Here is a 22677-nt window from a genome sequence, read left to right as displayed (position 1 = left end):
CGTACGAGAGCAACGAGCAAGGCAGCAGGCATTACGTGTATGAGGCGGGCTCGTTCGTGCCGCTGGCGCAGTTCGTGTCGCAGGCGCCGGTGCGGGGGATCGATACGCCGGTGTGGAAGTCGACGGATCGTTACCTGCCGGAGGAAGACCCGCTGCAACGGGTTGCGCAACCGGCGGCGCAGGCGCAGGTGTTTTATTACCAGTGCGATCATATCGGCACGCCGTATATGATGACGGACGAAGCGGGCGATGTGGTGTGGGAGGCGACGTACAAGGCTTGGGGGGAGACGCAGGACGTTATTGCGCGGGTGTCGAAGACGGTGGGGGTGGCGCCGGGGAATCCGATTCGGTTTCAGGGGCAGCAGGAGGATCCTGAGACGGGGCTGCACTACAACCGGCATCGGTATTACGACGCTACGACGGGCCGATACATCAGCTCGGACCCAATCGACCTTGCTGGCGGCTTCAATCTGCACCAGTACGCGCCGAACCCGATCCAATGGACCGATCCACTCGGATTGTCAAAGTCTTGCTGCTGCCCGGGTTCATACAGTGGAGCCAAGCAAGCATCGCAATACCTGAAGGACGCGAGCGTTCCGAGAGCGCGGCGAAAGGAGATCATGGAATCGTTCGACGTCGGAACGATCAACATGCGTAACGCTGGGGCCAGCGAGTACGGCCTTCGCTACTACGATGAAAGCAAAGCGTACGCGAAAGGCCGGTATTTGTTCGAGACGTTCCCAGCAAGCCGCGAATCTTTGGCGGTCAAGCCCGAGTGGAACGATATGACCAAGATTCAGCAATGGAAGGTTCGAGAAGGCGAGCCGATGATCGAAGGCCGGGCATCAGCACAGGGTCCGTGCCTACCGGGTGGGCAGGTTCAGAAATTCATTCTCAAATTGGACGCGCTTAGTAAGCCATGACCGATAAAAAGGATGCGCTCTTGGCAGAGCTGAAGGCTGTTATTGCCGAGGTGTCGCAACTCACCGATAGAGACGGCGTACCGGCAGAGCAACGTAAGCACGTGCTTGCAGTGCTTGGCGAGTATGTGACCTGTCTCGAACACGACCCGCCGATTGCGACCGACTGCAATCGAGTTGCGCGCATTGTGGTCGAGTACTGGCCTCTGAATCTAGCGGCTGGCGAACATATAGTCGGCGTCGAGCAGAAGCTACGCTCGTTCTTTGGGCAAAAGAGGTAAACGACAGAGGGCCGCTTGCGCGGCCCTCTGTCATTGAAGCGGTGATCAGTCGAAAGCTTGCCGGATGAAGATGTGCCGTTTGATGTAGTCGACGGAGAAATGGACGCGCTCACCGGGCATGAAGCCGAGGTGGCCGAGCAACGCGTCGGTGACCTGCATCCAAGGGATGAACGGCTTGTTCGATCCGCCTGGCAGTTCCGCCGAGCCTTGCAGCGGCACTTGGAAAGCAATCGGCTCTTCGACTGCCGCCGAACGTGTTTTATGATTGGCCTTAGCCATGAACAACTCCCTTGCCGAGTTGGTTGTGGTCAGCGGGCCGTGAGTGTTGACGCACTCACGGCCCGCGCTTCGTTTACCGCTTACCTCTTCTGCCTCCTGAAGCCGCATGCGCCTGGGCGGGCTTCTCCGAGACGGTGACGCGCGCAATAGCGCCGGCCACCTGGTTCTTAACGATCAATGCGTCGAGCAGTTCACGCACGAGCTGCCGCTCGTGCTCGGGCAATGCTTAGCAGTACGAACAGACATAGCTAGGCGCTTGCGCGCAAGGTTCGTGAGCCCCGCCCTCCCGGCTGTCTGCTGCGCGCGGGCTACGGCCGCAATGCGGCCTTCGCTCCGTGCTCACAGCCTGCCTCCCGTCCGCCCCCAAGGGGCTCCCTAGCTCGCCGTTACTGCGTAACGGAAATCAAAACCACGAAACCCGCTGCTTGGCATGCGGTGCAAGCCGCCGAGTCGTCTTGCACCGCATGGCCCGAGCGTGGAGAACCGATCGCCGTCAAGGCCAAGCCCTTTGGGCGCGCGATGCGCGGCCTTGACGGGTTCGAGCTCGGCGGGACATCGATCGCCGACGGGCATCGCTACCGCGCAAAGTATGCGGTCTGCACATGCCCTGTTCCGCCGGGTTTGCCGTCGCACTGCGTGCGCCGTCAAACCCGGCGGCCTATGAGCTTGCATCGATGCGTCGATGGCGGGAAAATCGCGTCTACGAAAAAATTCTATGGCGAAGGAGGTGTGAAGCCGGGGAGCTCTGCCGGGTAAGGGATTGCGGCTCATGCGAGCGGCGACTGCGTCTAAGGTCACTGAGACAGGGCTGCACTACAACCGCCGACGATACTACGATCCGAGATGCGGACGATTCGTATCGGCCGATCCTGTTGGGTTGGCCGGCGGCTTCAACCTGCACCAATATGCGCCGAATCCCGTTCAATGGGTTGACCCCCTGGGGCTTACTTGCTGCCCATGCGGCGGAAAAGCCATCATCCGACACTACGATGTTGAAGGCAGCCGTACCGGGCATTACACAGTGGAGGTACAGACCAACGCAGCTTCGGTGCATACCCACCAAGTGCAGGATCCAGAGACCGGAGACACCACGATCGTCAACGAACGCCGTGAGCGCCTGATGACAGGCGACCCGGTCCTTCACACCGCCGAAGTGCCTCTTCAAAACGCGAATTCGGCAATCGCATATCAGCAGTCCAAAATCGGCACGAACCTTGGCAAGTACGACGAAAGAACTAACAGTTGCGTTGGCCATGTAGCGAACGTCCTACGAGCTGGGGGAGCAGACGTTCCCCAAGGGCCGCTTGGTCAAATGAAATTCCTTTCAAAACTCGGATTCAAAGCAAAGGTACGGTGATGCCACTAGTCATATGTCCGATTCATGGTCGAGCGGGGGGCGATTTGGTCTCCCATGACCTTGCCGATTTGGTGAATGATCGCCCAGCGTGGTCCCGGGAGACTTCGGTTCTCCCCATCACATTGACGTTCGACGAGATCGAGTACCCAGGGTACATGCTGCAAACGGATATTCCTCTAGTCGTTGAGCTAGGTGGTGTTCGTGAGAGCGGCGAGATATATCGCTTCACCGATGAAGAGGCAATGGAGAAGGCGATAGGTATGTTTACGGCCGCATGCACACGCTGCTTACATGAATTGATCGAAACGCGACCGACGCGCTAGCCTAAAGGTTTCAGGGGCAGCAGGAGGACGACGAGACGGGGCTGCATTACAACCGATTCCGCTATTACGATCCAAGCGCTGGGAGGTTCATTTCGACGGACCCGATCAAGCTTGCAGGCGGCGTCAATCTGTACCGATACGTCTCTAACCATCCTACCGGACTAGTAGACCCGCTGGGTCTCGTCGACATCAATAACTTCCCGACAAACGAGTCCATACATGAGTACGCGAAGAACATCCCTGAAAACCGGAATGTGCTGCAGATTGGGGCTCACGGTAATCCCGATGTCGTGACCGATCGAAACCTCAATGCCATGTCAATGCAGGATCTCGGTGACCAGATCAAGTCACACCCGAAGTACATCAAGGGGATGCCGATTCAACTCTGTTCGTGCGAAACAGGGAAAGGTCCTCACCCTGTGGCGCAAAAGCTGGCAGACCACATCGGCTCGAACGTGATAGCGCCGGACAAGACGCTATGGATATGGTCCAACGGCAAAATGCTTCCAGCGGAGACTGCGCCCGGAGGGGGGCCGGATTTGACGCGCGTTGGTCAATGGCGGGTTTTTCGGCCAAAGACGTAGCATCGGCGATCCAGCCGCCATGTTAGTGGTGAGCCGAAGTGCTATGCTGAAAATCTTAGTTTTGGAGCTGCAATGCTTACACCGAGTGAATTGAATCTCTGTACACAGCGTGCGGAAAATGGAGATCTCGACGCGGCCTACGCTTTGTACGAGCACTACGAGCAACTCGGTAACGAGGAGTTGGCGAATAAATGGCTGGTCTTATCGCTCGGTGATACGCGAAACTTCGCTGAAGCCGTACCTGAGGGTACCCCGGTGAGCGGGCGCGAAGCCTTCAAACTGAATGAATCGGAGGTTGCAGCTAAGCTGGTCGAGGCTGAGTCGGGTGACGTATCCGCAGCTGAAGCGCTCTATCTGCACTATGCGTACGGCACGTACCATCCGGTGATGTCAACCACGTGGCGCGCAACTGCCGCCTCCTTGGGCTCTGAACGAGCGCAATGCGATTTGGCGGTTTCTCTGATGGACGCGCAGCCCCCCGACCTTCTCCAAGCACGGATGTGGGCGGCCGCTGCCGCAACGTCGGGTAGCGCTCGAGGCACGGAACTCACGCGAGAAATAAATGATCGCTTAAAACGCCGAGACGACCGTTGATCGTTTCAGGGGCAGCAGCTAGACGCGGAAACGGGGCTGCACTATAACCGCCGGAGATACTACGATCCCGGGATGGGTCGATTCGTCTCCGCCGATCCCATCGGCTTGGCGGGCGGCTCCAACTTGCACTTGTATGCGCCGAACCCGGTCATGTGGACGGACCTGTTGGGGCTAGTCCGACTGCGTGATACGGCGGCTCGCTCAGCGACATTCAAACACGCTGCTGGTACAAACGCGAAGAGCAGAACATTGACCAACAGCTTTGTAGCTGTAAAAACGTGAAGCAGAAGGCGCGGCTTGCTCACAAGCTCCGCAATCAAGCGCGCATTCGCGCCAGACTGTTGATGGCGGATCGTGAAGCAGCAACTGCGCTCTACACGGGGGTCAATTCGCCCACTGGCAAAGCAGAACCGATGCTTACTTGGCAAGAAACGATGTCCAAGGCGCGTAGTAAGGGCTATGAGGGCGATGATGCGTATAACTCAATCTGCACCAATATGTGCTTAACCCGATCGAGTGGGTTGATCCGCTGGGGCTAGCGCGCATCCCGGCTTCTGTCAAACAGAAGGTTGCTCAGGAGAATAAAGATTTCTTCGGGACTGAAAAGTGCGAGTGCTGCGGCGCAGACGTGATTCCGGGCTGCAAGGCATTTGGCGTAAGCCAGGCGTGCTACCGCTATGAGCGGGAGGGCGACGTTGTCATGGCAACAGGGCGTGGCGCTGGACCTTCCGCCGTCAGGTGACGCGGCGGCTTCACCTGCTGCAATTTCATTCAAGACTGCGAACGCAGCCTCCCATAAGATGTGGCCTGATCACCATTGGAAAGGAGGCTGCTTCATGTACTTCCGACATTCGCCGGCGATTTGGGGGGCGTTTCCGGCTCTGGTCCCGGGCGTCCTGCTTGCCGAAGGGATCGCCGCTTCGACGGACGTCACCGCGCGTCTTGCCCACTATCATGCGGCAGCCCGCGCGCGGCTCCAAACGGCTTCCGAGGGCGATTGGCCGGAGGTGCAAGCGTGGCGGCGCGCGTTTTCGCAGATGGGGCTCAAGCCCACGCAATACCGTTGCGCGTCTGAATCGTTGCTTCGGCGTTTTCGCAAGGAGGGTTCGCTACCGCGGTTGCACCCGCTCGTCGATCTGTGCAATGCGGTTTCATTGGCGTTCGCCACTCCGATTGCGGTGTTCGACGTCTCGCACGTCGCACGACATCTTGAAGTGCGCCACGCCACGGGCGATGAGTGCTATCAATCCTTCTCCGGCGAGATCGAGCGGCCCGACCCCGGCGAGGTCATTTTCGCGGATGGCGAGCATCGAGCGCACGCGCGGCGTTGGGCGCATCGTCAAAGCGCGCTTTCCGCGGTGCGGCACGATACGAGTGCGGTATTGATCGTCGCTGAAGCGCATCACGCAACGGCATCGGCCGACGTGACGAAGCTGCTCGATGTGTTGGCCGGCGAATTGAGAGCGCTGTGGACGCCCCCCGCAGTCGCGGCGATTCTGAGCAAGGCATCGCCATCGATCGAACTTTGAATCCCGGCCTGCGCGAGAGTGTCTTGCCGCTTGCCATGCCCTACGAGCCATGCGCCCCGTTTGCTGCGGCGGCGCACGTCGACGGACTCAAACCAACCGATATGCCCGGCGCGCGCTTTGCCCGAAGACCTGGCTCACGGCGTCCGGTCCACGTTCGGCGACGATCGACATCGCGCATTCGAACCACTCGGCTGCTTCTCCCGCGCAGCGCAGGACCGGCCAATCGCTGCCCCACAGCGTGCGCTCGGGGCCAAAAATATCGAGCACGGCTCGCGCCCATGGTTCGACGGTCGCTACCGGCGAGGCTGGCGCCGCTTCGGTCCACAGCCCCGAGAGCTTGCAGTACACCGCTGCGTGCCGAGCCAGCGCGGCCAGTCCTTGCAACCATGCATCGCGATCGCGTCCGGTGGCGATAGCCGGTTTCGCGGCGTGATCGATGACGATCGTCAATCCGGGGTGACGTCTTGCGAGCGCCTCGACGTACGGCAAGTGAACTGGACGGACGAGCGCATCGAACGTCACGCCGGCGCTTGCCATCGCGTGCAGTGCCGGCTGTATCGAGGATTGCGCTACCCAGGCCGGATCCCCAATGTCTTGCAGCATCGGGCGCAGGCCGACGAGCCGATGATCGGAGGCTAGCGATCGCACGCGCGAAGGCGCATCGGCGCGCTCGAAATCGATCCATCCGACCACGCCGAGCACGCGCTCGCTGTGCCGCGCCGCTTGGTGCAATAGAAACGCAGTTTCCGCCTCGGTAGGCGCAGCTTGCACGAGAATGCCCCCGCTCACGCCGAGAGAGCCGAATTGCGCCTGCCAATCGCCCACGCCGAAGTCCCGGTAGATCGCGGACAACTCGGGTGTGAGCCAGTCATAGTCTCCGCGCTCGAGCGACCAAATGTGAAAGTGGCTGTCGATGTACATGTCGTTTTCCCGGTGCGAATACCACCATGCGAACTGCGTCGGTCTGGCGCGAGATGTAGCGGCTTGCGTCGTATGGGTGTGCTAGGCCGGCACTGGCGCTTCCTCGGGGATCAACCCCCGGCGCTTCAGATCGGCCCAGAATTCCATCGGAATGGGCGTATGCATGAGCGCCCAATTCTCTCGGATCTCGCTGGCGTTGCGGCCGCCCGCAATGACGCAAGCCACGGCCGACGGCGCTTTGCAAAATTGCAGGGCAGCCGCTTTCAGGGCGACGCCGTAGCGTTTGCAGTGGGCTGCGAGGCGATGGGTTTTTTCGAGCATGTCCGCGGGCGCCGGCGCATATTCGAACGTCGTGCCGCCGGCCAGCAAGCCGGAATTGTAGGGGCCGCCAATGACAAGGCGCACGCCCTTGGCGTCGCACTCGGGAAGAAGTTCGCTAAGCGCCGATGTGTCGAGCAGCGTGTAGCGGCCCGCCAGCAGGAAAACGTCGGGGGCCGCGTCGCGAAGCGCCATCAGGCAAGGCTCGATTCGATTCACGCCAAGGCCCCAGGCGCCGATGACGCCTTCGTCCCGAAGCTTGGTCAGCGCTCGCATCGCGCCGTTCGCGGCAATCGCGTATTGACGCAGCCAGTCGTCGCCGTGCGTGTCTTGCGCAACGTCATGGATGTAGACGACATCGATACGATCGAGGCCGAGGCGCGATAGGCTCGCTTCGATCGACCGGCGGGCGCCGTCCGCCGAGTAGTCGTATTCGACGCGAAACGGAAGGCCTCCCACGTAGCCGTGCTGGATTTCGGGCACGGCGCGATCGGGCACCAGCAGGCGGCCGACTTTCGTGGAGAGCACGAATGCGTCTCTCGGGTAGCGTGCGAGCACTTTGCCGACACGCTGCTCCGAAAGGCCGCAGCCATAAAACGGCGCCGTGTCGAAATAGCGAACGCCCACGTCCCACGCGGCGGTCAGCGTTTGCTCGGCCTGCGCTTCGGTCACTCTCGCATACAAATTTCCGAGCGGCGCCGCGCCGAATCCGAGCGAGCCCGTCGTTTCCATGAGTCGTCGTAGTTGCGGCCGCCGCTTGTCGTTCACGTCGTTGTCTCGATGCATTGTCGGATCGAACTCTCTGGTATTTTCGGCATGGAAGGGGCCGCACGGTAACGATGATTCGCTTTCCTAGGTTTCCTAGGTATTGGAAAGAACGACCTTCGATTCGTCGACCTGCTTTGCTTCGCGGGCGCTCTTGCCGCGAGGCGTCCTTGCTCTCGCGGGCATGTGTTCGGGCGGTGCGCCGCACGAGCGGCGCACGGCGAGTTCCGGCGCGAACACGCGATGTCTCGGCGGGCCGCGCTTGCCCTGCACGCGCTCGACCAGCATATCGAGGGCCGCTTCGGCCATGGCGTCGACCGGTTGGCGAACCGTCGTCAACGCGGGCGAGAAGGCCGCGGCCCAAGGGAAATCGTCGATGGCCACGACGGAGATGTCGCGAGGGCACGACAGCGCGCTTTCGGCGATTGCACGCATGGCGCCAATGAGCATTTGATTGTTCGTGACGAAGATCGCCGAGGGCCGGTCGGCAAGCGTGAGCAGCGCTTGCACGGCGTCGAAGGCACCGGCTTCGCCGAATGCACCCTGTCGAATGAGTTCGGGCGCGACGTTCAGCCCGGCGTCATGCAACGTCTGTTCGAACCCGATGAGGCGATCGCGGCCCGGCATCAGGTGCTGCGGGCCGGCAACGATGGCAATGCGCTTGTGCCCCAGGGCGAGCACGTGCTGCGTGGCGAGCCGCGCAGCGGCGATGTTGTCGAGCACGACGGAATCGAAATCGCCGGGGCGCGCGGCATGGTCGACGCAAATGACCGGCATGATGCCGATATCGTCTTCCAGGCGCTTGTAAGCCTCTTCCGGCCCGCTAGGGCAGAAGAGCGTGCCCACGGCCAAATGGGCGCGCAGCATCTTCAGATATGACCGCTCTTGTTCGACGTCGCGCTCGCTGTCGCACAGCACGACCGAGTAGCCGAGCGTGCGCGCGCGCTTTTGCACCGCATGAACGATGCCCGTGAAGAACGGATTGGTCACATCCGGCACGACGAGGCCGATGAGCTTGGTCGCGCCTTTTTTGAGGCTGCGCGCGACCGAATTCGGCGCGTAGCCGAGCGTTTGGACCGCCCTTTGCACGCGCTGCGTCAAATCGGGGCTCACGTATGACGACCCCGACAAAACCGCCGAGACGGTGGCGAGGCTCACCCCGGACAGACGCGCCACATCTTTCATCGTTGCTGCCACGTTCTCATCCAATTCGGTTGTGCAACGCAATCGCGGACGCCGTGACGCGGGTGGCTCGGCCGAGACGGGGCCAGCGCACGAGCGCTGCGCTCTGCGTTTGCGCTCCCCGGAGGCTCGCCCGGGAGGGCGCGAAGTAAGCATTTTTTCGCTCGAATCATACGCGCGCCGCCCCGCGTTTGGCAAAGCAAAACGTTTAGCGAAACGTTTCGTTGGAGGGGGCGATATCGTTAACCCTATTCAGGCTAGGTCCCGGATTGACATTGCCTCATCGCCATCCTAGTCTCTCGCCGAAACGTTTAGCGAAACGTTTCGGCCGTGCGGCTGCACCAGGCTTGTCAAAGCCTGGTGCAGCCTCGTGAAACGCACGGAGTGCCCGTCGCCACCCATGCGGTTTTGACGCAATCAAGGCAGACATGAGCGAGACAGCAAGGCACTGCGGCGAGCCCGCCGAACCGGCGCTCGTGTCGATTAGCGGCTTGTGCAAGTCGTTTCCGGGCGTACGGGCGCTCGACCGCTGCCAGTTCGAGTTGCGCGCGGGCGAGGTTCACGCCCTGATCGGCGAGAACGGCGCCGGTAAATCGACGCTGATGAAAGTGCTGTCGGGCGTCTATCAGAAGGACGCCGGGGAGATCCGCATCGATGGCCGGCCGGTCGAGATTCGCGATCCCCGCAGCGCGCGCGATCTAGGGATCGGGATCGTTCATCAGGAACTCAACTTGATGAACCATCTGAGCGCGGCCCAAAACATTTTCATCGGCCGGGAGCCGCGGCGGGCGATGGGATGGTTCATCGACGAAAAGGAACTCAATCGTCGTGCAGCGGCGATTTTCGCGCGCATGCATTTGAAGCTCGATCCGCGCACGAACGTGGGCCGGCTGACGGTTGCCATGCAGCAAATGGTGGAGATCGCCAAGGCCTTGTCGTTCGATTCGCGCGTGCTGATCATGGACGAACCCACCGCGGCGCTGAACGACGCGGAAATCCACGATTTATTTCGAATCATTCGCCAATTGCAGTCGCAAGGCGTTGGCATCGTCTACATCTCGCACAAGATGGACGAGCTCCGCGAAATTTCCAGCCGCGTCACGGTGATGCGTGACGGCCAATACGTTGCGACCGTGCCCACCGCCACGACGCCGATCGAGACGATCATCGCGCTCATGGTGGGGCGCGAGCTGGATCTGACGCAGCGGCGGGCAAGCGTGGCCGCCGATGGCGAGATCGCGCTCGAAGTAAACGGGCTCACGCGCGGCAAGACGCTGAGAGACGTCGGCTTTTCGGTGCGCAAGGGCGAGATTCTCGGATTCGCCGGTTTGATGGGCGCGGGGCGCACGGAGGTTGCGCGCGCGGTGTTCGGCGCGGATGCGATCGACTCGGGCGAGATACGCGTGCATGGGCGCGCTGTTTCCATCCGATCGCCGCAGGACGCGGTTCGTCACCGCATCGGCTACCTCTCCGAAGATCGTAAGCAATTCGGCTTGGCGACGGGCATGGACGTCGCGTCGAACGTCGTGATGCCGTGCCTGCGCGAGTTCACGTCGCTCGGCTTGTTTTTGGACAAGCGGCGCATCGACGAGGCGGCCCGCGGTTATGTCGATCGGCTGCGCATCAAGACGCCGTCGGTGCACCAGCAGGTTCGACTGTTGTCGGGCGGCAACCAGCAAAAGATCGTGATCGCGAAGTGGTTGCTGCGCGACTGCGACATTCTGTTTTTCGATGAACCGACGCGCGGCATCGACATTGGCGCCAAGACGGAAATTTACCGGTTGCTCGACGCGCTCGCGGGGCAAGGCAAGGCGATCGTCATGATTTCGTCGGAATTGCCGGAGGTGCTGCGCATGAGCGACCGCGTGCTCGTCATGTGCGAGGGGCGCGTCACGGGCGAATTGTCGCGCGCGCAGGCCTCGCAAGAAGAGATCATGCGGCTTGCGACACAGCGAGAATCGACGGTGTTCGCATGAATCGACGGAAGCCCAAATGACCCATACCCCGAACCCCGCACCCGAAGCCGAGCCGCCGCTTCCCGTCATGGGAAGCAGAAGGGGCTTCGCCGCTGTCCGCGCACGGCTTTTCGATTCGAGCGCAAGACAAAAGCTGCTCGCGTTTGCAAGCTTGATCGTCTTGATCGCATTCTTCGGCTTTGCATCGCCCGAGTTTTTGCAGATGGAGAACGTCGTCAGCATTTTGCAGGCGACGGCAGTCAACGGTGTGCTGGCCATCGCTTCGACCTTCGTCATCATCACGGGCGGCATCGATCTGTCGGTCGGTACTCTGATGACCTTCTGCGCGGTCATGAGCGGCGTCTTTTTGACGAACTGGGGCATGCCGCTATGGATCGGCGTGCTGGCGGCGATCGGGTTCGGCGCGCTGTCCGGATCGATCTCGGGCGTGCTCGTCGCGAAGCTGCGGATTCCGCCGTTCATCGCTACGCTGGGCATGATGATGCTGCTCAAAGGCCTTTCGCTCGTCATTTCGGGCACGCGCCCCATCTACTTCAACGACACGCCCGGCTTCACCAGGATTTCTCAGGATTCGGCGATAGGTGCGATCGTTCCGGCATTGCCCATTCCGAATTCCGTGTTGATTCTGTTCGTCTTGGCTTTCCTGGCGGCGATAGCGCTCAACAAAACGTTGTTCGGCCGGTATACGTTCGCGCTCGGCAGCAACGAAGAAGCGATTCGGCTCTCGGGCGTCAACGTCGATCTTTGGAAGATCGCGGTCTATGCTTCGGGCGGCGCGATTTGCGGCATTGCCGGGCTGTTGATCGCCTCGCGTTTGAATTCCGCGCAACCCGCGTTGGGACAGGGCTACGAGCTCGATGCGATCGCCGCGGTGGTGATCGGCGGTACATCGCTCTCGGGCGGCACCGGGACGATTACCGGAACGATGATCGGCGCGTTCATCATGAGCGTGCTCGTCAATGGATTACGGGTGATGTCGGTCGAGCAGGAATGGCAAATCGTCGTAACCGGCCTCATCATTATTGCGGCCGTCTATATGGACATACTGCGTCGGAGCAAACAACGCTGAGGCTTTCATCCGCCTGGCGGGTGGCTGTGCGGTCGACGTTTCGACGCTCGATAGTCGGGCCTTGCTTGCATACGGCGCGCCGGGTGGGGGCGCCGCGGGTTTAACCAGAGAGGAGACGGGAAATGAACAAACGAACCTTCGCCCGCATGACCCTTGCGCTCGCGGCCACGCTCGCGCTGGCCGGAGCGGCCCGCGCGCAGTCGGCGCCCGAGCCGTATGTGGCGTTGATTTCGAAAGGCTTCCAGCATCAGTTCTGGCAGGCCGTGAAGACGGGTGCGGAAAAGGCCGGCCAGGACTATCACGTGCGCGTGACTTTCGAAGGCCCAGAGACCGAGGCGATGGTCGACAAGCAGATCGACATGCTGGCCGCCGCACTGGCGAGAAAGCCGAACGCGCTCGGATTCGCGGCGCTCGACAGCCAGGCTGCGATCCCGCTGCTCAAGAAGGCCCAGGCGCAGCACATCCCGGTGATTGCTTTCGACTCGGGCGTGGACAGCGCGATTCCCGTGACGACGGCCGCGACCGACAACAAGGCCGCCGCGGCGGAAGCGGCAGACCGGATGGCCGCGTTGATCGGCAACGAAGGCGAGGTGGCCGTGGTCGCACACGATCAGACGAGCCGCACCGGCATGGACCGGCGAGACGGGTTCGTCGCGCGCATGAAGGCGTCGCATCCCAAGGTCAAAATCGTCACGGTGCAATACGGCGGCGGCGATCAGTTGAAGTCGACCGAGGTGACCAAGTCGATCCTGACGGCTCATCCGAATCTGAAAGGGATCTTCGGCACGAACGAGGGCTCGGCCATCGGCGTGATCAACGGATGCCGGGAAATGAAACGCAAGGTCGTGATCGTCGGCTTCGATTCGGGCAAGAAGCAAACGGATGCGATCCGCGAGGGCTTCGAGGCCGGAGCGATTACGCAAAATCCCGTAGGGATCGGCTACAAAACCGTGGAAGCGGCCGTGAAAGCGCTCAAGGGCGAGAAATTGCCGAAGGTGATCGACACGGGCTTCTATTGGTACGACAAGAGCAACATCGACGATCCGAAGGTTCGCGCGGTCCTGTACGACTGAACGCATTGATCGACGGTCCCGCCGCATGCCGGCGCAGCGATGCGCGCCATCCGAACCTTGCGGCGGGGCGGTGCCCGATGGCGGGGCGCGGATGCGAGGCGAACGTGCCCTCCATCACGTGCCCCGCCTGCTGCTCTACGCAGCTTGCTACGCAAGCCCCCCCTGACACACGTACTTGATCGACAAGTAATCGTCGAGCCCGTATTTCGAGCCTTCCCTGCCGTAGCCCGATTCCTTCACCCCGCCGAAAGGCGCCGCCTCGCTGGCCAGCGCACCTTCATTGACACCGACGAGGCCCGCTTCGAGCGCGCGCGACACGCGTTCGATGCGCTTCATGTCGTTCGTGTAGAAATACGACGCGAGCCCATAGGGCGTGGCGTTCGCCGCCTCTACCGCTTCCCGCTCGCTCTCAAAACGAAACAACGGCACGACCGGCCCGAACGTTTCTTCGCCGCACAGCTGCATGGTCGAGTTGGCGTCGGCGAGCACGGTCGGTGCGTAGAAGTTGGGGCCGAGCTCAGGCAAACGCTTGCCACCCGTGACGATGCGCGCACCGTGCGCGAGTGCGTCGTCCACATGGCGCTCGATCTTGTCCACCGCGCGGGCGTTGATCATCGGCCCGATCTGCGTATTGGCCTCGCGCGCCGGGCCGACCACCATGTCTCGCACGCGATCGCCCAACAACGCGGCGAAGCGCTCGTACACGCCGCTTTGTACATACACGCGATTCGGGCAGACACAGGTTTGCCCGCCGTTGCGGAATTTGGCCGCGATCAGCCCGTTCACGGCGGCCTCCAGATCGGCGTCGTCGAAGACGATGAAGGGCGCGTTGCCACCGAGCTCGAGCGAGAGCTTCTTGAGCGTGCCGGCCGATTCGCGCGCGAGATGCTTGCCGACGGCCGTCGATCCCGTGAACGTGATCTTGCGCACGCGCGAATCGTCCAGCCAGTCGGCCACTGCTTCGACGCCGCGTTGGCGCGATGCCGTGATCAGATTGAGCACGCCCGGCGGCACGCCCGCTTCTTGCGCGAGCAGCACGAGCGCCGAGGCCGTCAGCGGCGTATCCTCGGCCGGTTTGGCGACGACGGTGCAGCCGGCCGCCAGCGCAGGGGCGATCTTGCGCGCAATCATCGCGAGCGGGAAGTTCCAAGGCGTGATTGCCGCGACGATGCCGATCGGCTCTTTCACCGCGCTCATGCGCTTGCCGCGTTGCTGTTGCGGAATCAAGTCGCCATAGATGCGCGTCGCTTCTTCGGCGAACCATGCGACGTACGATGCGCCGTAGGCGACTTCGCCGCGCCCTTCCGAAAGCGGCTTGCCTTGCTCGCGGGAAATCAGCGCACCGAGCGCGTCCTGATTCGCGAGGATCAGCGCATGCCAACGGCGCAGGATTTCAGCGCGTTCTTTCGGCAAGCTATCGCGCCAAGCGGGAAGCGCCGCGGCGGCAGCATCGGTTGCGGCGCGCGCGTCCGCCGCGTGGCTGTCCGCCACTTCGGCGATCGAGGCGCCATCGGCCGGATCGGTCACGGCAAAGCGAGCGCCGTCCGCAGCGGGCAGCCAGCGGCCGCCGATAAAGTTCTCCGTCCGAATCAAGGCTTCGGGGGTAAAGGTTTTCGTCATGCTCGTGCTCCTGGTTCTGATCGGCGCCGGCCGTTGCGCTCCGGCGGTTCGGCGGCCGCCCCGCGCCGCACCGCGCAGGCCGGAAGCCGCCCTCGTGGTTCACATCTTCGCGACGCGCTCGGCAACGGCTGCGCCCACTTCGGCGGTGCTGGCCTTGCCGCCGAGATCTCCGGTGCGGGGGCCCTCTTTCAGCGTCGCTTCGATGGCGGCAAGCATCGCGTCGTGCGCCTCGCGTTCCTTGCCGCTGTGCCCGCCAAGGAAATCGAGCATCATCGCCGCCGACCAAATCATCGCGATCGGATTGGCGATGTTCTTGCCGGCGATGTCGGGCGCCGAGCCGTGCACGGGCTCGAACAAGGAAGGGAACTTGCGGTCGGGGTTCAAATTCGCCGACGGCGCGAGACCGATGGTGCCGGTGCAGGCCGGGCCCAAATCCGAAAGAATGTCGCCGAAAAGATTCGTGGCGACGACGACGTCGAAGCGGTCGGGACTGAGCACGAAGCGGGCGCAGAGTATGTCGATATGCTGCTTGTCCCACGTCACGTCGGGGTAGGCGCGCGCCACTTCGGCGGCTCGTTCGTCCCACCAGGGCATGCTCACGGCGATGCCGTTGCTTTTTGTGGCTACCGTCAGTTTTCGTTTGGGGCGCCGTTGCGCGAGGTCGAATGCGAACTTGAGTACGCGCTCGCTGCCATGGCGCGTGAAGATCGATTCCTGCACGACGAACTCGCGGTCGGTACCCGCGAACATGACGCCGCCCACCGACGAATATTCGCCTTCGGTGTTCTCGCGCACGATCCAGAAATCGATGTCGCCCGCGCCGCGGCCGGCGAGCGGCGAGGGGACGCCTTCGAACAGGCGCGCGGGCCGCAGGTTGATGTATTGATCGAACTCGCGCCGGAATTTGAGCAGCGAACCCCACAGCGAAATGTGATCGGGCACCTTGGCCGGCCAGCCCACGGCGCCGAACAAGATCGCATCGCAGCGCGCCAATTGGGCTTTCCAATCGTCGGGCATCATTTGCCCATGCTTCTCGTAGTAGTCGCAACTTGCCCACTCGATGTGCTCGTATTCGAGCGAGATGCCGAAGCGCCGGCTCGCGGCGTCCAGCACGCGCAACCCTTCGGGCATGACCTCGACGCCGATGCCGTCGCCGGGGATGACGGCGATTCGATATTTGCCAGTCATGTCGGAATTGCCTCCATAAAGCGTAATGAGCGAAACGAGAAATCAATCGCCCGCGCCTGCGCGTCGTCGCGAAGGCAACGGCTCGGCGCGTCGCAGGCAGCGCGCGCTACGAGTGGGGAAACAGCACTTCGAGCGGGTAGTGCGTTTTCACGAACGGCGATTTGATGATGACGTAGCTGAAATACTTTTCGATACCGATGTCGCGTTCGAGCAGCCCTTCGATCACGCTTTGATAGTGGCTGACGCTGCGTGTCACGAACTTGAGCAGATAGTCGTAGCCGCCGCTCGCGAGATGGCATTCGATGATCTCGTCGACGTCCTTGATCGCGGCGACGAACCGGTTGAAATCCTCGCGGCGGTGGTCGGCCAGCGTGACTTCGGTGAACACGATTTGCACGTCGCCGAGCTTTTCGAGCTGAATCTGCGCGCCGTATCCGACGATGTAACCGGCCTTCTCGAGCCGCTTGACACGTATCAAGCAGGGGCTGGGAGATAGGCCGACGGCATCGGCGAGTTCCACGTTCGTAATACGCCCACGCTTCTGAAGTTGCGAAAGGATCCGTAGGTCGATCCGATCAAGCTTGCAATCGCCGCTCATCGTGCTGTCGCCAAAGTCGTACCACTAACGGTGAGCGGCTACTTTAGCACGCTGCCACACGCGTTCGGCGATGGAGCGCGGATCGCACTTCCCTTTGCGCCAGCACCTCGTCGAGGGTTCGGCGCAAGCGTTCGAACAGCAGGTCGAATTCGGCGGCGCTATAGGACAGGGCTGGGGCAAACCCGAGTATGTTGTCGCCGAACGCACGAAAAATCAGCCGGTTGCGATAGGCGGCAGCTGCGATGCGATCCGGCAGGGCGAGCGCCGCATCGAAGCCGGCCTTGCTGTCCTTGTCGGAGACGAGTTCGAGCGCGCCGAGCAGGCCGCGGTGGCGCGAATCGCCCACGAGCGGATGCTCGAGCAACGCGTCGAGCCCTTGCGCGAAACGAGGGGCGAGCGACGCGGCGTTGGCGAGCAAGCCGCCTTCGTGATAAAGGCGCATGACTTCGAGCGCGATCGCCGCGCTGACCGGGTGCGCGGAATAGGTATAGCCATGTCCGATCGCCGAGCCCGGGCTGCCGTCCGCGATGCCGCGGTAGACCTCGTCGGACATGAGCACGGCCCCCATCGGGGCGTAGCCGGCGGTCAGCCCCTTGGCGACCGTCATCAGATCGGGTTCGACGCCCTCGGCCTCGCAAGCGAACAGGGGACCCGTGCGGCCGAAACCCGTGATGACTTCATCGGCGACGAACAGGATACCTAGCCGGCTGCACGCGTCGCGCATGGCTTTGAGCCAACCGACAGGAGGCACGATCACGCCGCCCGATCCCTGTATCGGCTCGCAAAAGAAGGCGGCGACGTTCTGAGCGCCCAGTTCGGCCACCTTCGCTTCCAGTGCGGCCACCGACGCGGCGATGAGCGCCGCATCGTCGGCGAAATCGTTGCGGTAGGCATAGGGCGATGCGATGTAATGCTGGTGCGGCAGCGGCAGGTCGAAATGGCGATGAAAAACCGGAAGCGCAGTCAAACCTGAACCCACCGAGGACGAGCCGTGATAGCCGCGCTCGAGCGAAATGAATTGCTTCTTTTGTGCTTGGCCTGTCGCGTTGAAGTAATGCGTGATGAAGCGGACGGCCGAATCCACGGCATCGGATCCGCCGAGCGTGAAGTAGACATGCTGGAGTGATGCCGGGGTGCGCGCGACGAGCTGCTCGGCCAACTCGATCGCGGGCGTCGACCCGAAATGAAAATATCCCGTTGCGTAGGGCAGCTTCTTCATTTGCTCGGCGGCGGCATCGACGATGCTCTGCTGGCCATAGCCGACATTGACGCACCAGAGTCCCGCGAATGCATCGAGAAGCTCGTTGCCCTCGGCATCGGTCACGAACGAGCCGCGCGCCGATTCGAGGATCGTGACGCCGCGCGCCTCGTGCGCACGATAGTTGACGACGGGATGAATGAGATGCTTGCGGTCGGCTTCGATGAGTGAGGAAATCGACATGGTGGCGGGCTCGTACGGGGGTGATCGATGAACCATGGTACCGATCGGACGTCCTGCTTCTTTTCCGAAAAAAGCCTGCGAAAAGCGTGCGCCGCGCGTTTTGATGCGTGCCGTCAGCATTTTCTGCTGCCCGCAGGACGCGGCCGGCGCAGCGTCCATCAGTAGCCGCGCCGGCGATCGATTTCTCCGATCATCGGCAGGCCTGAGCGATGCCGGCGCAGGTTCTCCAACACCGATTCGACCGCCGTCTCGGGGCGCGTCGCGCTCGCGATGTGCGGCGTGATGCGAACACGCGCGTGCCGCCAAAGCGGATGATCGGCGGGCAGCGGTTCCGGCGTCGTGACATCGAGCAGCGCGCAGCGCAGGTGTCCGTCGTCGAGCAGGCGCAGCAGATCGTCTTGGACGAGGTGAGCCCCGCGGCCCGTTTGAATCAACGATGCGCCGCGCGGCAGCTTGGCGAGCAAACGCGCATCGAGCAGATGATGCGTGGCCGCCGTGAGCGGCAACAGGCAAACGAGGATGTCGGTACGCGCGAGGAACGCATCGAGCCCTTGGTCGCCGGCATAGCAATCGACGCCTTCCATGCGGTGCGGGGACCGGCTCCAACCGGCGCACGGATAGCCGAACACGCGCAACCGTTCGAGCACGGCTGCGCCCAATTGCCCGAGCCCGAGAACGCCCACCCTGCAGGAAGCGGCCGGGCGCACCGGCAATTCGCGCCAGCAAGCTTGCCGCTGTTGCTCGGCATAGTCGAAGAAATCGCGATGGACCGTCAGCACGGCATGCGTGACGTACTCGACCATCCCTTCCACGATGCCCGGTTCGACCATCCGGACCACGGGCACGTGCGCGGGGATGCCGGATAGATCGAATTGATCGACGCCCGCACCCACCGAGAACAACACTTCGAGATTCGGCAGCGTTCGCATCGGATCGTCGGGCGGCTGCCAGGCCGCCAAATACCGGATTCGCGTCGGGTCGCCGCCCATATCGGGCCAGACGTGAAACGGGATATCGGGCTCGCGTTCGGCGAACAGGCGAGCCCATACCGCGCCGCGCGCGGGATCGGCCTTGTAGAGAAAGCTCATGGCGCTCGTCAACCGATCGCTTGGTTGATGATGCCGTACTGCCCGAACGCTTCGTCTGGCGGCGGCATTCGCTCGGCGTTGCGCGCCATTTTGACGACACTGTCCACTCGCGCGAGCCCCAGCGCTTCGAGCCAGTCGGTCAGGCCGCTTTCTCTCGGCACGTCGATGCGAATGAACATGCCCGGATTGGAAGCGAGCCAGTGTCCGATCAACGCCTTCGCGCGCACGGGATCCGCATCGCGCGGCGCGACCACGGGACCGATCGCACGGCCGCGCCCGAACCGGCGAAACAGCGCGAAGCCGATCAGCTCGCCGTCGCGATCGAGCCCGATGCCGTCGGAGCAGGCGACGAGCGCGGGCAGCACGGCGGAACGATCGAGGCCGCTCGTGCGCGAGGCCAACTCGATGAGGCGCGGCGTGTCGTTCACGCCCAGCGGGCGCAGCCGTTCGCGCGAGGGCAACGGCAACAACGGCGGCTGCAGTGCCGCGCCTTGGTGTTGATCGAGTGTGCCGATACGCCTGAAGCCGAGCTTCTCGTAGAGCGGCAGCCCGGCCGGCGTTGCGTGTAGCAGCGTGGCCCTTGCGCCGAGCGCTTCGAGCGCCATTTCGGTCAGCCGGCGGCCGATGCCGTATCCCTGGAAAGCAGGCGAGACGATGACCATGCCGAGCGACGACGTATCTGCGCCGTACTTCCAACACATGACCGTGCCGACGACGCGCCCGTCGCGTTCGGCGACGAAGCCCGTGCCGAGGTTGGCGACGAACAGCCAATCTTCTGGGCGATGCGGCCATTTGAGTTCGAGCGTCAACCCATGGGCGGCATCGACGTCCGCCACGGTAAACGGCCTGTAATGGATGGAGTCGGACACGCGAGGCCCCTCGTTGTCTTGATGGGTAAGCACTGTGTCATGCGGCGCAGGCCTTGACTAGGACGATCTTTTTATCGGCCGCGTCTCGCTCGCTCGTGCGTATCCCGCGCAATGGGCCGCGCTGAAAGGCCGTCCGTTTGGTGCAATGCAATCTCGCTGCTACGCGGTGCAACGACGCTTGCGTTGTGCGGTCTGCGCAATTTTGTCGATGCAATATGCCGCGGCGCTCGCCGTACGATCTTCGGTATGGAGCGAATGCGCCGCCGCGCTGATGCTCGCCCGATCGATCGACGGCAACGGCTCGCCGGCCGGATGCCATGCCATGACGGAGCGTATGCCGTGAACACCTTCGACCCCAATGCGATTGCCGTGCGCAGCGGCCATTTCATCGACGGCGCGTATCTCGACGCGCAAGGCCCGGCACTCGATGTTGCTCGCCCATCGGATGGGCAAATTTATGCATCGGTGCCGATCGGCGACGAGAGCCTCGTCGCTCATGCCGTCGACAACGCGTGGGGTGCGTGGCGCAAGAGCGGATGGGCGACGATGCCGCCGCGCGAACGTGCTCGCATCCTGCGCCGCTTCGCCGATCTCATCGCCGCCGATGCCGCGACGCTCGCCCCGTTGGAAGCGGTCGGTTCGACTCGGCCCGTCCGTGACGCGTTCGCATGGGACATCCCGTTCACGGCCGAAGGAATTCGCTTCTACGCGGAGTTCGCCGACAAGATCGGTGGGCAGGTTGCGCCTACCGGCCACGATCATCTAGGTATGACGATTGCCGAACCGATCGGCGTGGTCGGTGCGATCGCGCCGTGGAATTTCCCGCTGGTGATGGCATCATGGAAGATCGGCCCGGCGCTCGCGGCCGGTAACGCGGTCGTGTTGAAACCGTCGGAAATGACGCCGTTTTCCGTACTGCGTCTCGCCGAGTTGGCGATCGAGGCGGGCGTGCCCGCCGGTATCTTCAACGTGGTTCAAGGCGATGGCCGTGTGACAGGCGACGCGCTGGTGCGGCATCCGCGCGTGGGCAAGGTGACGTTCACGGGGTCGACCCGAACGGGAGCCGCGATCATGGCCGCCTGCGCCCTGTCGGGAACGAAGCCCGTTACGCTCGAACTCGGCGGCAAGAGTCCGCAAATCGTCTTCGCCGATGCACCGCGGATCGACGATGTCGCGCGCCGCATCGCTTCGGCCATCACCATCAACGCGGGGCAAGTCTGCGTGGCCGGATCGCGGCTCATCGTCGAGCGTTCGATTGCCGAGCCGCTGGTCGAGCGCATCGCGCAGATCTTCCGCGGGCTCGAAGCGGGCGCGACTTGGCACGAGCACACCCATCTCGCGCCGATCGTCTCTTCCGCCCAAGCCGAGCGAATCGATGCGATCGTGCGCTCGACGCTCGAGGCGGGTGCGCAAGCGCGCTGCGGCGCACGGCGAGCGGCGAGCGATGTAGCCGGCGCTTACTACATGCCGACCATCGTCGAAAACGTGACGGCCGATTCCGCCGCGGTGCGCGAGGAAATTTTCGGTCCGGTGTTGACGGTCCAGACGTTCGATTCGGAAGACGAGGCGTTGGCGCTCGCTTCCCATCCCGACTACGGCCTGGCCGCGGGCGTCCACACGGCGAACCTGGGCCGGGCCCTGCGTTTCGTGAGAACGCTCGATGCGGGCACGGTCTGGGTCAATCGTTACGGCCGCAGCAACGACTTCATCGTTCCAACGGGCGGCTACAAGCGCTCGGGTATCGGCAAAGATCTAGGGAAAGAGGCTTACGAGGCCAATTTGCGCTTCAAAAGCGTCCTGATCGACTTGAACGGCTGAGGGCTAGCGCGGCCCCGGGCCAAGCCTGTCGGGCGCGCCGCAGACTCTGCTGTCGGACCGCTGCAAAACGCACGCTTTATGTCGTGGGCGGCGACCACTTTAGAGACATCTTTGTTTTTGCATTGATTAAATCTTTCTATGACGCGAGCTTTCGCAGGACGACGCGGCGGCTCGCAAGCCACTCACGAACCTACCAGAGGATGCATTGAGATGATCGATTTCGAGCCGAAATACATCACGTTCGACTGCTACGGCACGTTGACTCGTTTCCGCATGGCGGACATGACACGCGAGCTTTATGGCGAGGAACTCGATTCCGCCAAACTCGAAAGTCTCGTCAGTGCGTTCGCCGGTTATCGCCTCGACGAGGTGCTCGGTGCGTGGAAACCCTACCGCGAGGTGGTCGTCAACGCCTTTCGCCGCGCCTGCAAGCGGGTGGGCGTGCCGTTCGACGAAGCAAAGGCGGAAAGCTTCTATCTGGCCGTGCCGAGCTGGGGCCCCCATCCGGACGTGCCGGAAGGGCTCTCGCGTCTCGCCAAGAAGTACAAGCTCGTGATTTTGTCGAACGCATCGAACGACCAAATTCAGAGCAACGTCGATAAGCTAGGTGCGCCGTTTCACGCAGTGTTCACGGCCCAGCAAGCGCAGTCCTACAAGCCGCGCATGCAGGGCTTCGAGTACATGTTCGACAAGCTCGGTTGCAATCCGCAAGACGTCCTGCACGTGTCGTCGAGCCTGCGCTACGACCTGATGACGGCGCACGACTTGGGCATCAAGCACAAGGCGTTCGTCAACCGTGGACATGAGCCCTCCACGCCGTATTACGAGTACTACGAAGTGAACGGCATCCCGCAGCTCGCATCGATGCTCGGGCTGTGATCGCT

At 62.6% G+C, this 22677-nt stretch carries 19 protein-coding genes and 3 pseudogenes; 12 read left to right on the top strand and 10 right to left on the bottom strand.

Features of this window, described 5'->3' with window-relative positions; all coding sequences use genetic code 11:
- A partial coding sequence (locus tag QQS38_RS24595) for an RHS repeat domain-containing protein (RefSeq protein ID WP_479647952.1) occupies nt 1–923 on the top strand: 923 nt, incomplete at its 5' end.
- Complete coding sequence (locus tag QQS38_RS24590) at nt 920–1201, top strand: hypothetical protein (RefSeq protein WP_479647951.1); 282 nt, start codon at nt 920–922, stop codon at nt 1199–1201. The genes QQS38_RS24595 and QQS38_RS24590, both read left to right, overlap by 4 nt.
- A gap of 45 nt (nt 1202–1246) precedes the next feature.
- On the opposite strand, the gene QQS38_RS24585 is transcribed toward QQS38_RS24590, so the two are convergent.
- Nucleotides 1247–1480, bottom strand: coding sequence for a hypothetical protein (locus QQS38_RS24585; RefSeq protein ID WP_479647950.1), 234 nt, complete (start codon nt 1478–1480; stop codon nt 1247–1249).
- Nucleotides 1481–2279: 799 nt separating this feature from the next.
- Here QQS38_RS24585 and QQS38_RS24580 point away from each other — a divergent pair.
- The 5 genes and pseudogenes from QQS38_RS24580 to QQS38_RS24560 all read left to right on the top strand — a co-directional run.
- Nucleotides 2280–2837: pseudogene (locus QQS38_RS24580) on the top strand (RHS repeat-associated core domain-containing protein); the annotation flags it as partial.
- A 328-nt stretch (nt 2838–3165) separates the two neighbouring features.
- Nucleotides 3166–3342 (top strand): annotated as a pseudogene (locus QQS38_RS24575) (RHS repeat-associated core domain-containing protein); the annotation flags it as partial.
- Nucleotides 3343–3816: 474 nt separating this feature from the next.
- Nucleotides 3817–4338: a hypothetical protein gene (locus QQS38_RS24570; protein ID WP_479647949.1), complete on the top strand. Its 522-nt coding sequence runs from the start codon at nt 3817–3819 to the stop codon at nt 4336–4338.
- Between the two features lie 3 nt (nt 4339–4341).
- Nucleotides 4342–4512, top strand: a pseudogene (locus QQS38_RS24565) (RHS repeat-associated core domain-containing protein); the annotation flags it as partial.
- A 662-nt stretch (nt 4513–5174) separates the two neighbouring features.
- Nucleotides 5175–5867, top strand: a complete 693-nt coding sequence (locus QQS38_RS24560) for a B3/B4 domain-containing protein (protein ID WP_479647948.1) — start codon at nt 5175–5177, stop codon at nt 5865–5867.
- Nucleotides 5868–5954: 87 nt separating this feature from the next.
- Here QQS38_RS24560 and QQS38_RS24555 read toward each other — a convergent pair whose 3' ends face one another.
- The 3 genes from QQS38_RS24555 to QQS38_RS24545 form a co-directional block, all read right to left on the bottom strand.
- On the bottom strand, nt 5955–6788 hold the full coding sequence (locus QQS38_RS24555; RefSeq protein ID WP_479647947.1) for an amidohydrolase family protein: 834 nt from the start codon (nt 6786–6788) through the stop codon (nt 5955–5957).
- A gap of 81 nt (nt 6789–6869) precedes the next feature.
- The gene (locus QQS38_RS24550) at nt 6870–7892 is read right to left on the bottom strand and encodes an aldo/keto reductase (RefSeq protein WP_479647946.1); all 1023 of its coding nucleotides are present in this window, start codon (nt 7890–7892) and stop codon (nt 6870–6872) included.
- Between the two features lie 75 nt (nt 7893–7967).
- Nucleotides 7968–9068, bottom strand: coding sequence for a LacI family DNA-binding transcriptional regulator (locus tag QQS38_RS24545; protein WP_479647945.1), 1101 nt, complete (start codon nt 9066–9068; stop codon nt 7968–7970).
- A gap of 413 nt (nt 9069–9481) precedes the next feature.
- Between QQS38_RS24545 and QQS38_RS24540 the strand changes: the two genes are divergently transcribed.
- The 3 genes from QQS38_RS24540 (at nt 9482) to QQS38_RS24530 (ending at nt 13171) form a co-directional block, all read left to right on the top strand.
- Nucleotides 9482–11029: a sugar ABC transporter ATP-binding protein gene (locus tag QQS38_RS24540; protein WP_479647944.1), complete on the top strand. Its 1548-nt coding sequence runs from the start codon at nt 9482–9484 to the stop codon at nt 11027–11029.
- Between the two features lie 67 nt (nt 11030–11096).
- A complete protein-coding gene (locus QQS38_RS24535; RefSeq protein WP_479647958.1) occupies nt 11097–12098 on the top strand; it encodes an ABC transporter permease in 1002 nt (333 codons plus the stop codon).
- A 146-nt stretch (nt 12099–12244) separates the two neighbouring features.
- The gene (locus tag QQS38_RS24530; RefSeq protein WP_479647957.1) at nt 12245–13171 is read left to right on the top strand and encodes a substrate-binding domain-containing protein; all 927 of its coding nucleotides are present in this window, start codon (nt 12245–12247) and stop codon (nt 13169–13171) included.
- Between the two features lie 147 nt (nt 13172–13318).
- On the opposite strand, the gene QQS38_RS24525 is transcribed toward QQS38_RS24530, so the two are convergent.
- The 6 genes from QQS38_RS24525 to QQS38_RS24500 all read right to left on the bottom strand — a co-directional run bounded on the left by QQS38_RS24525 (nt 13319) and on the right by QQS38_RS24500 (nt 19975).
- Nucleotides 13319–14791, bottom strand: coding sequence for an NAD-dependent succinate-semialdehyde dehydrogenase (locus tag QQS38_RS24525; RefSeq protein ID WP_479647943.1), 1473 nt, complete (start codon nt 14789–14791; stop codon nt 13319–13321).
- Nucleotides 14792–14890: 99 nt separating this feature from the next.
- Nucleotides 14891–15979: a tartrate dehydrogenase gene (locus QQS38_RS24520; RefSeq protein WP_479647942.1), complete on the bottom strand. Its 1089-nt coding sequence runs from the start codon at nt 15977–15979 to the stop codon at nt 14891–14893.
- Nucleotides 15980–16085: 106 nt separating this feature from the next.
- Nucleotides 16086–16577 carry an Lrp/AsnC family transcriptional regulator gene (locus QQS38_RS24515; protein WP_479647941.1) on the bottom strand — a complete coding sequence of 164 codons (492 nt, stop codon included), beginning with the start codon at nt 16575–16577 and terminating at the stop codon, nt 16086–16088.
- A 43-nt stretch (nt 16578–16620) separates the two neighbouring features.
- Nucleotides 16621–18018 (bottom strand): aminotransferase class III-fold pyridoxal phosphate-dependent enzyme, encoded by a 1398-nt coding sequence (locus QQS38_RS24510; protein ID WP_479647940.1) that lies wholly within the window; start codon nt 18016–18018, stop codon nt 16621–16623.
- A gap of 158 nt (nt 18019–18176) precedes the next feature.
- The gene (locus QQS38_RS24505) at nt 18177–19106 is read right to left on the bottom strand and encodes a 2-hydroxyacid dehydrogenase (RefSeq protein WP_479647939.1); all 930 of its coding nucleotides are present in this window, start codon (nt 19104–19106) and stop codon (nt 18177–18179) included.
- Between the two features lie 8 nt (nt 19107–19114).
- Nucleotides 19115–19975 carry a GNAT family N-acetyltransferase gene (locus tag QQS38_RS24500; RefSeq protein WP_479647938.1) on the bottom strand — a complete coding sequence of 287 codons (861 nt, stop codon included), beginning with the start codon at nt 19973–19975 and terminating at the stop codon, nt 19115–19117.
- 339 nt (nt 19976–20314) lie between these two features.
- On the opposite strand from QQS38_RS24500, the gene QQS38_RS24495 reads away from it, so the two are divergent.
- Nucleotides 20315–21793: an aldehyde dehydrogenase family protein gene (locus tag QQS38_RS24495; protein WP_479647937.1), complete on the top strand. Its 1479-nt coding sequence runs from the start codon at nt 20315–20317 to the stop codon at nt 21791–21793.
- Nucleotides 21794–22003: 210 nt separating this feature from the next.
- The gene (locus QQS38_RS24490; protein WP_479647936.1) at nt 22004–22672 is read left to right on the top strand and encodes a haloacid dehalogenase type II; all 669 of its coding nucleotides are present in this window, start codon (nt 22004–22006) and stop codon (nt 22670–22672) included.
- Nucleotides 22673–22677 lie beyond the last annotated feature (5 nt).

The sequence above is a fragment of the Trinickia sp. Z7 genome, from assembly GCF_056498045.1.
Note: the sequence above shows the minus strand (reverse complement) of the source record. Positions and strands in the feature narration are given on the sequence as shown.

Bases quoted from the DNA above. Each gene is read 5' to 3' on its own strand.
- QQS38_RS24510 (WP_479647940.1), bottom strand. From the start codon at position 18,018: ATGTCGATTTCCTCACTCATCGAAGCCGACCGCAAGCATCTCATTCAT.
- QQS38_RS24535 (WP_479647958.1), top strand. From the start codon at position 11,097: ATGGGAAGCAGAAGGGGCTTCGCCGCTGTCCGCGCACGGCTTTTCGAT.
- QQS38_RS24525 (WP_479647943.1), bottom strand. From the start codon at position 14,791: ATGACGAAAACCTTTACCCCCGAAGCCTTGATTCGGACGGAGAACTTT.
- QQS38_RS24530 (WP_479647957.1), top strand. From the start codon at position 12,245: ATGACCCTTGCGCTCGCGGCCACGCTCGCGCTGGCCGGAGCGGCCCGC.
- QQS38_RS24540 (WP_479647944.1), top strand. From the start codon at position 9,482: ATGAGCGAGACAGCAAGGCACTGCGGCGAGCCCGCCGAACCGGCGCTC.
- QQS38_RS24515 (WP_479647941.1), bottom strand. From the start codon at position 16,577: ATGAGCGGCGATTGCAAGCTTGATCGGATCGACCTACGGATCCTTTCG.
- QQS38_RS24570 (WP_479647949.1), top strand. From the start codon at position 3,817: ATGCTTACACCGAGTGAATTGAATCTCTGTACACAGCGTGCGGAAAAT.
- QQS38_RS24520 (WP_479647942.1), bottom strand. From the start codon at position 15,979: ATGACTGGCAAATATCGAATCGCCGTCATCCCCGGCGACGGCATCGGC.
- QQS38_RS24560 (WP_479647948.1), top strand. From the start codon at position 5,175: ATGTACTTCCGACATTCGCCGGCGATTTGGGGGGCGTTTCCGGCTCTG.
- QQS38_RS24590 (WP_479647951.1), top strand. From the start codon at position 920: ATGACCGATAAAAAGGATGCGCTCTTGGCAGAGCTGAAGGCTGTTATT.
- QQS38_RS24490 (WP_479647936.1), top strand. From the start codon at position 22,004: ATGATCGATTTCGAGCCGAAATACATCACGTTCGACTGCTACGGCACG.
- QQS38_RS24555 (WP_479647947.1), bottom strand. From the start codon at position 6,788: ATGTACATCGACAGCCACTTTCACATTTGGTCGCTCGAGCGCGGAGAC.
- QQS38_RS24550 (WP_479647946.1), bottom strand. From the start codon at position 7,892: ATGCATCGAGACAACGACGTGAACGACAAGCGGCGGCCGCAACTACGA.
- QQS38_RS24585 (WP_479647950.1), bottom strand. From the start codon at position 1,480: ATGGCTAAGGCCAATCATAAAACACGTTCGGCGGCAGTCGAAGAGCCG.
- QQS38_RS24505 (WP_479647939.1), bottom strand. From the start codon at position 19,106: ATGAGCTTTCTCTACAAGGCCGATCCCGCGCGCGGCGCGGTATGGGCT.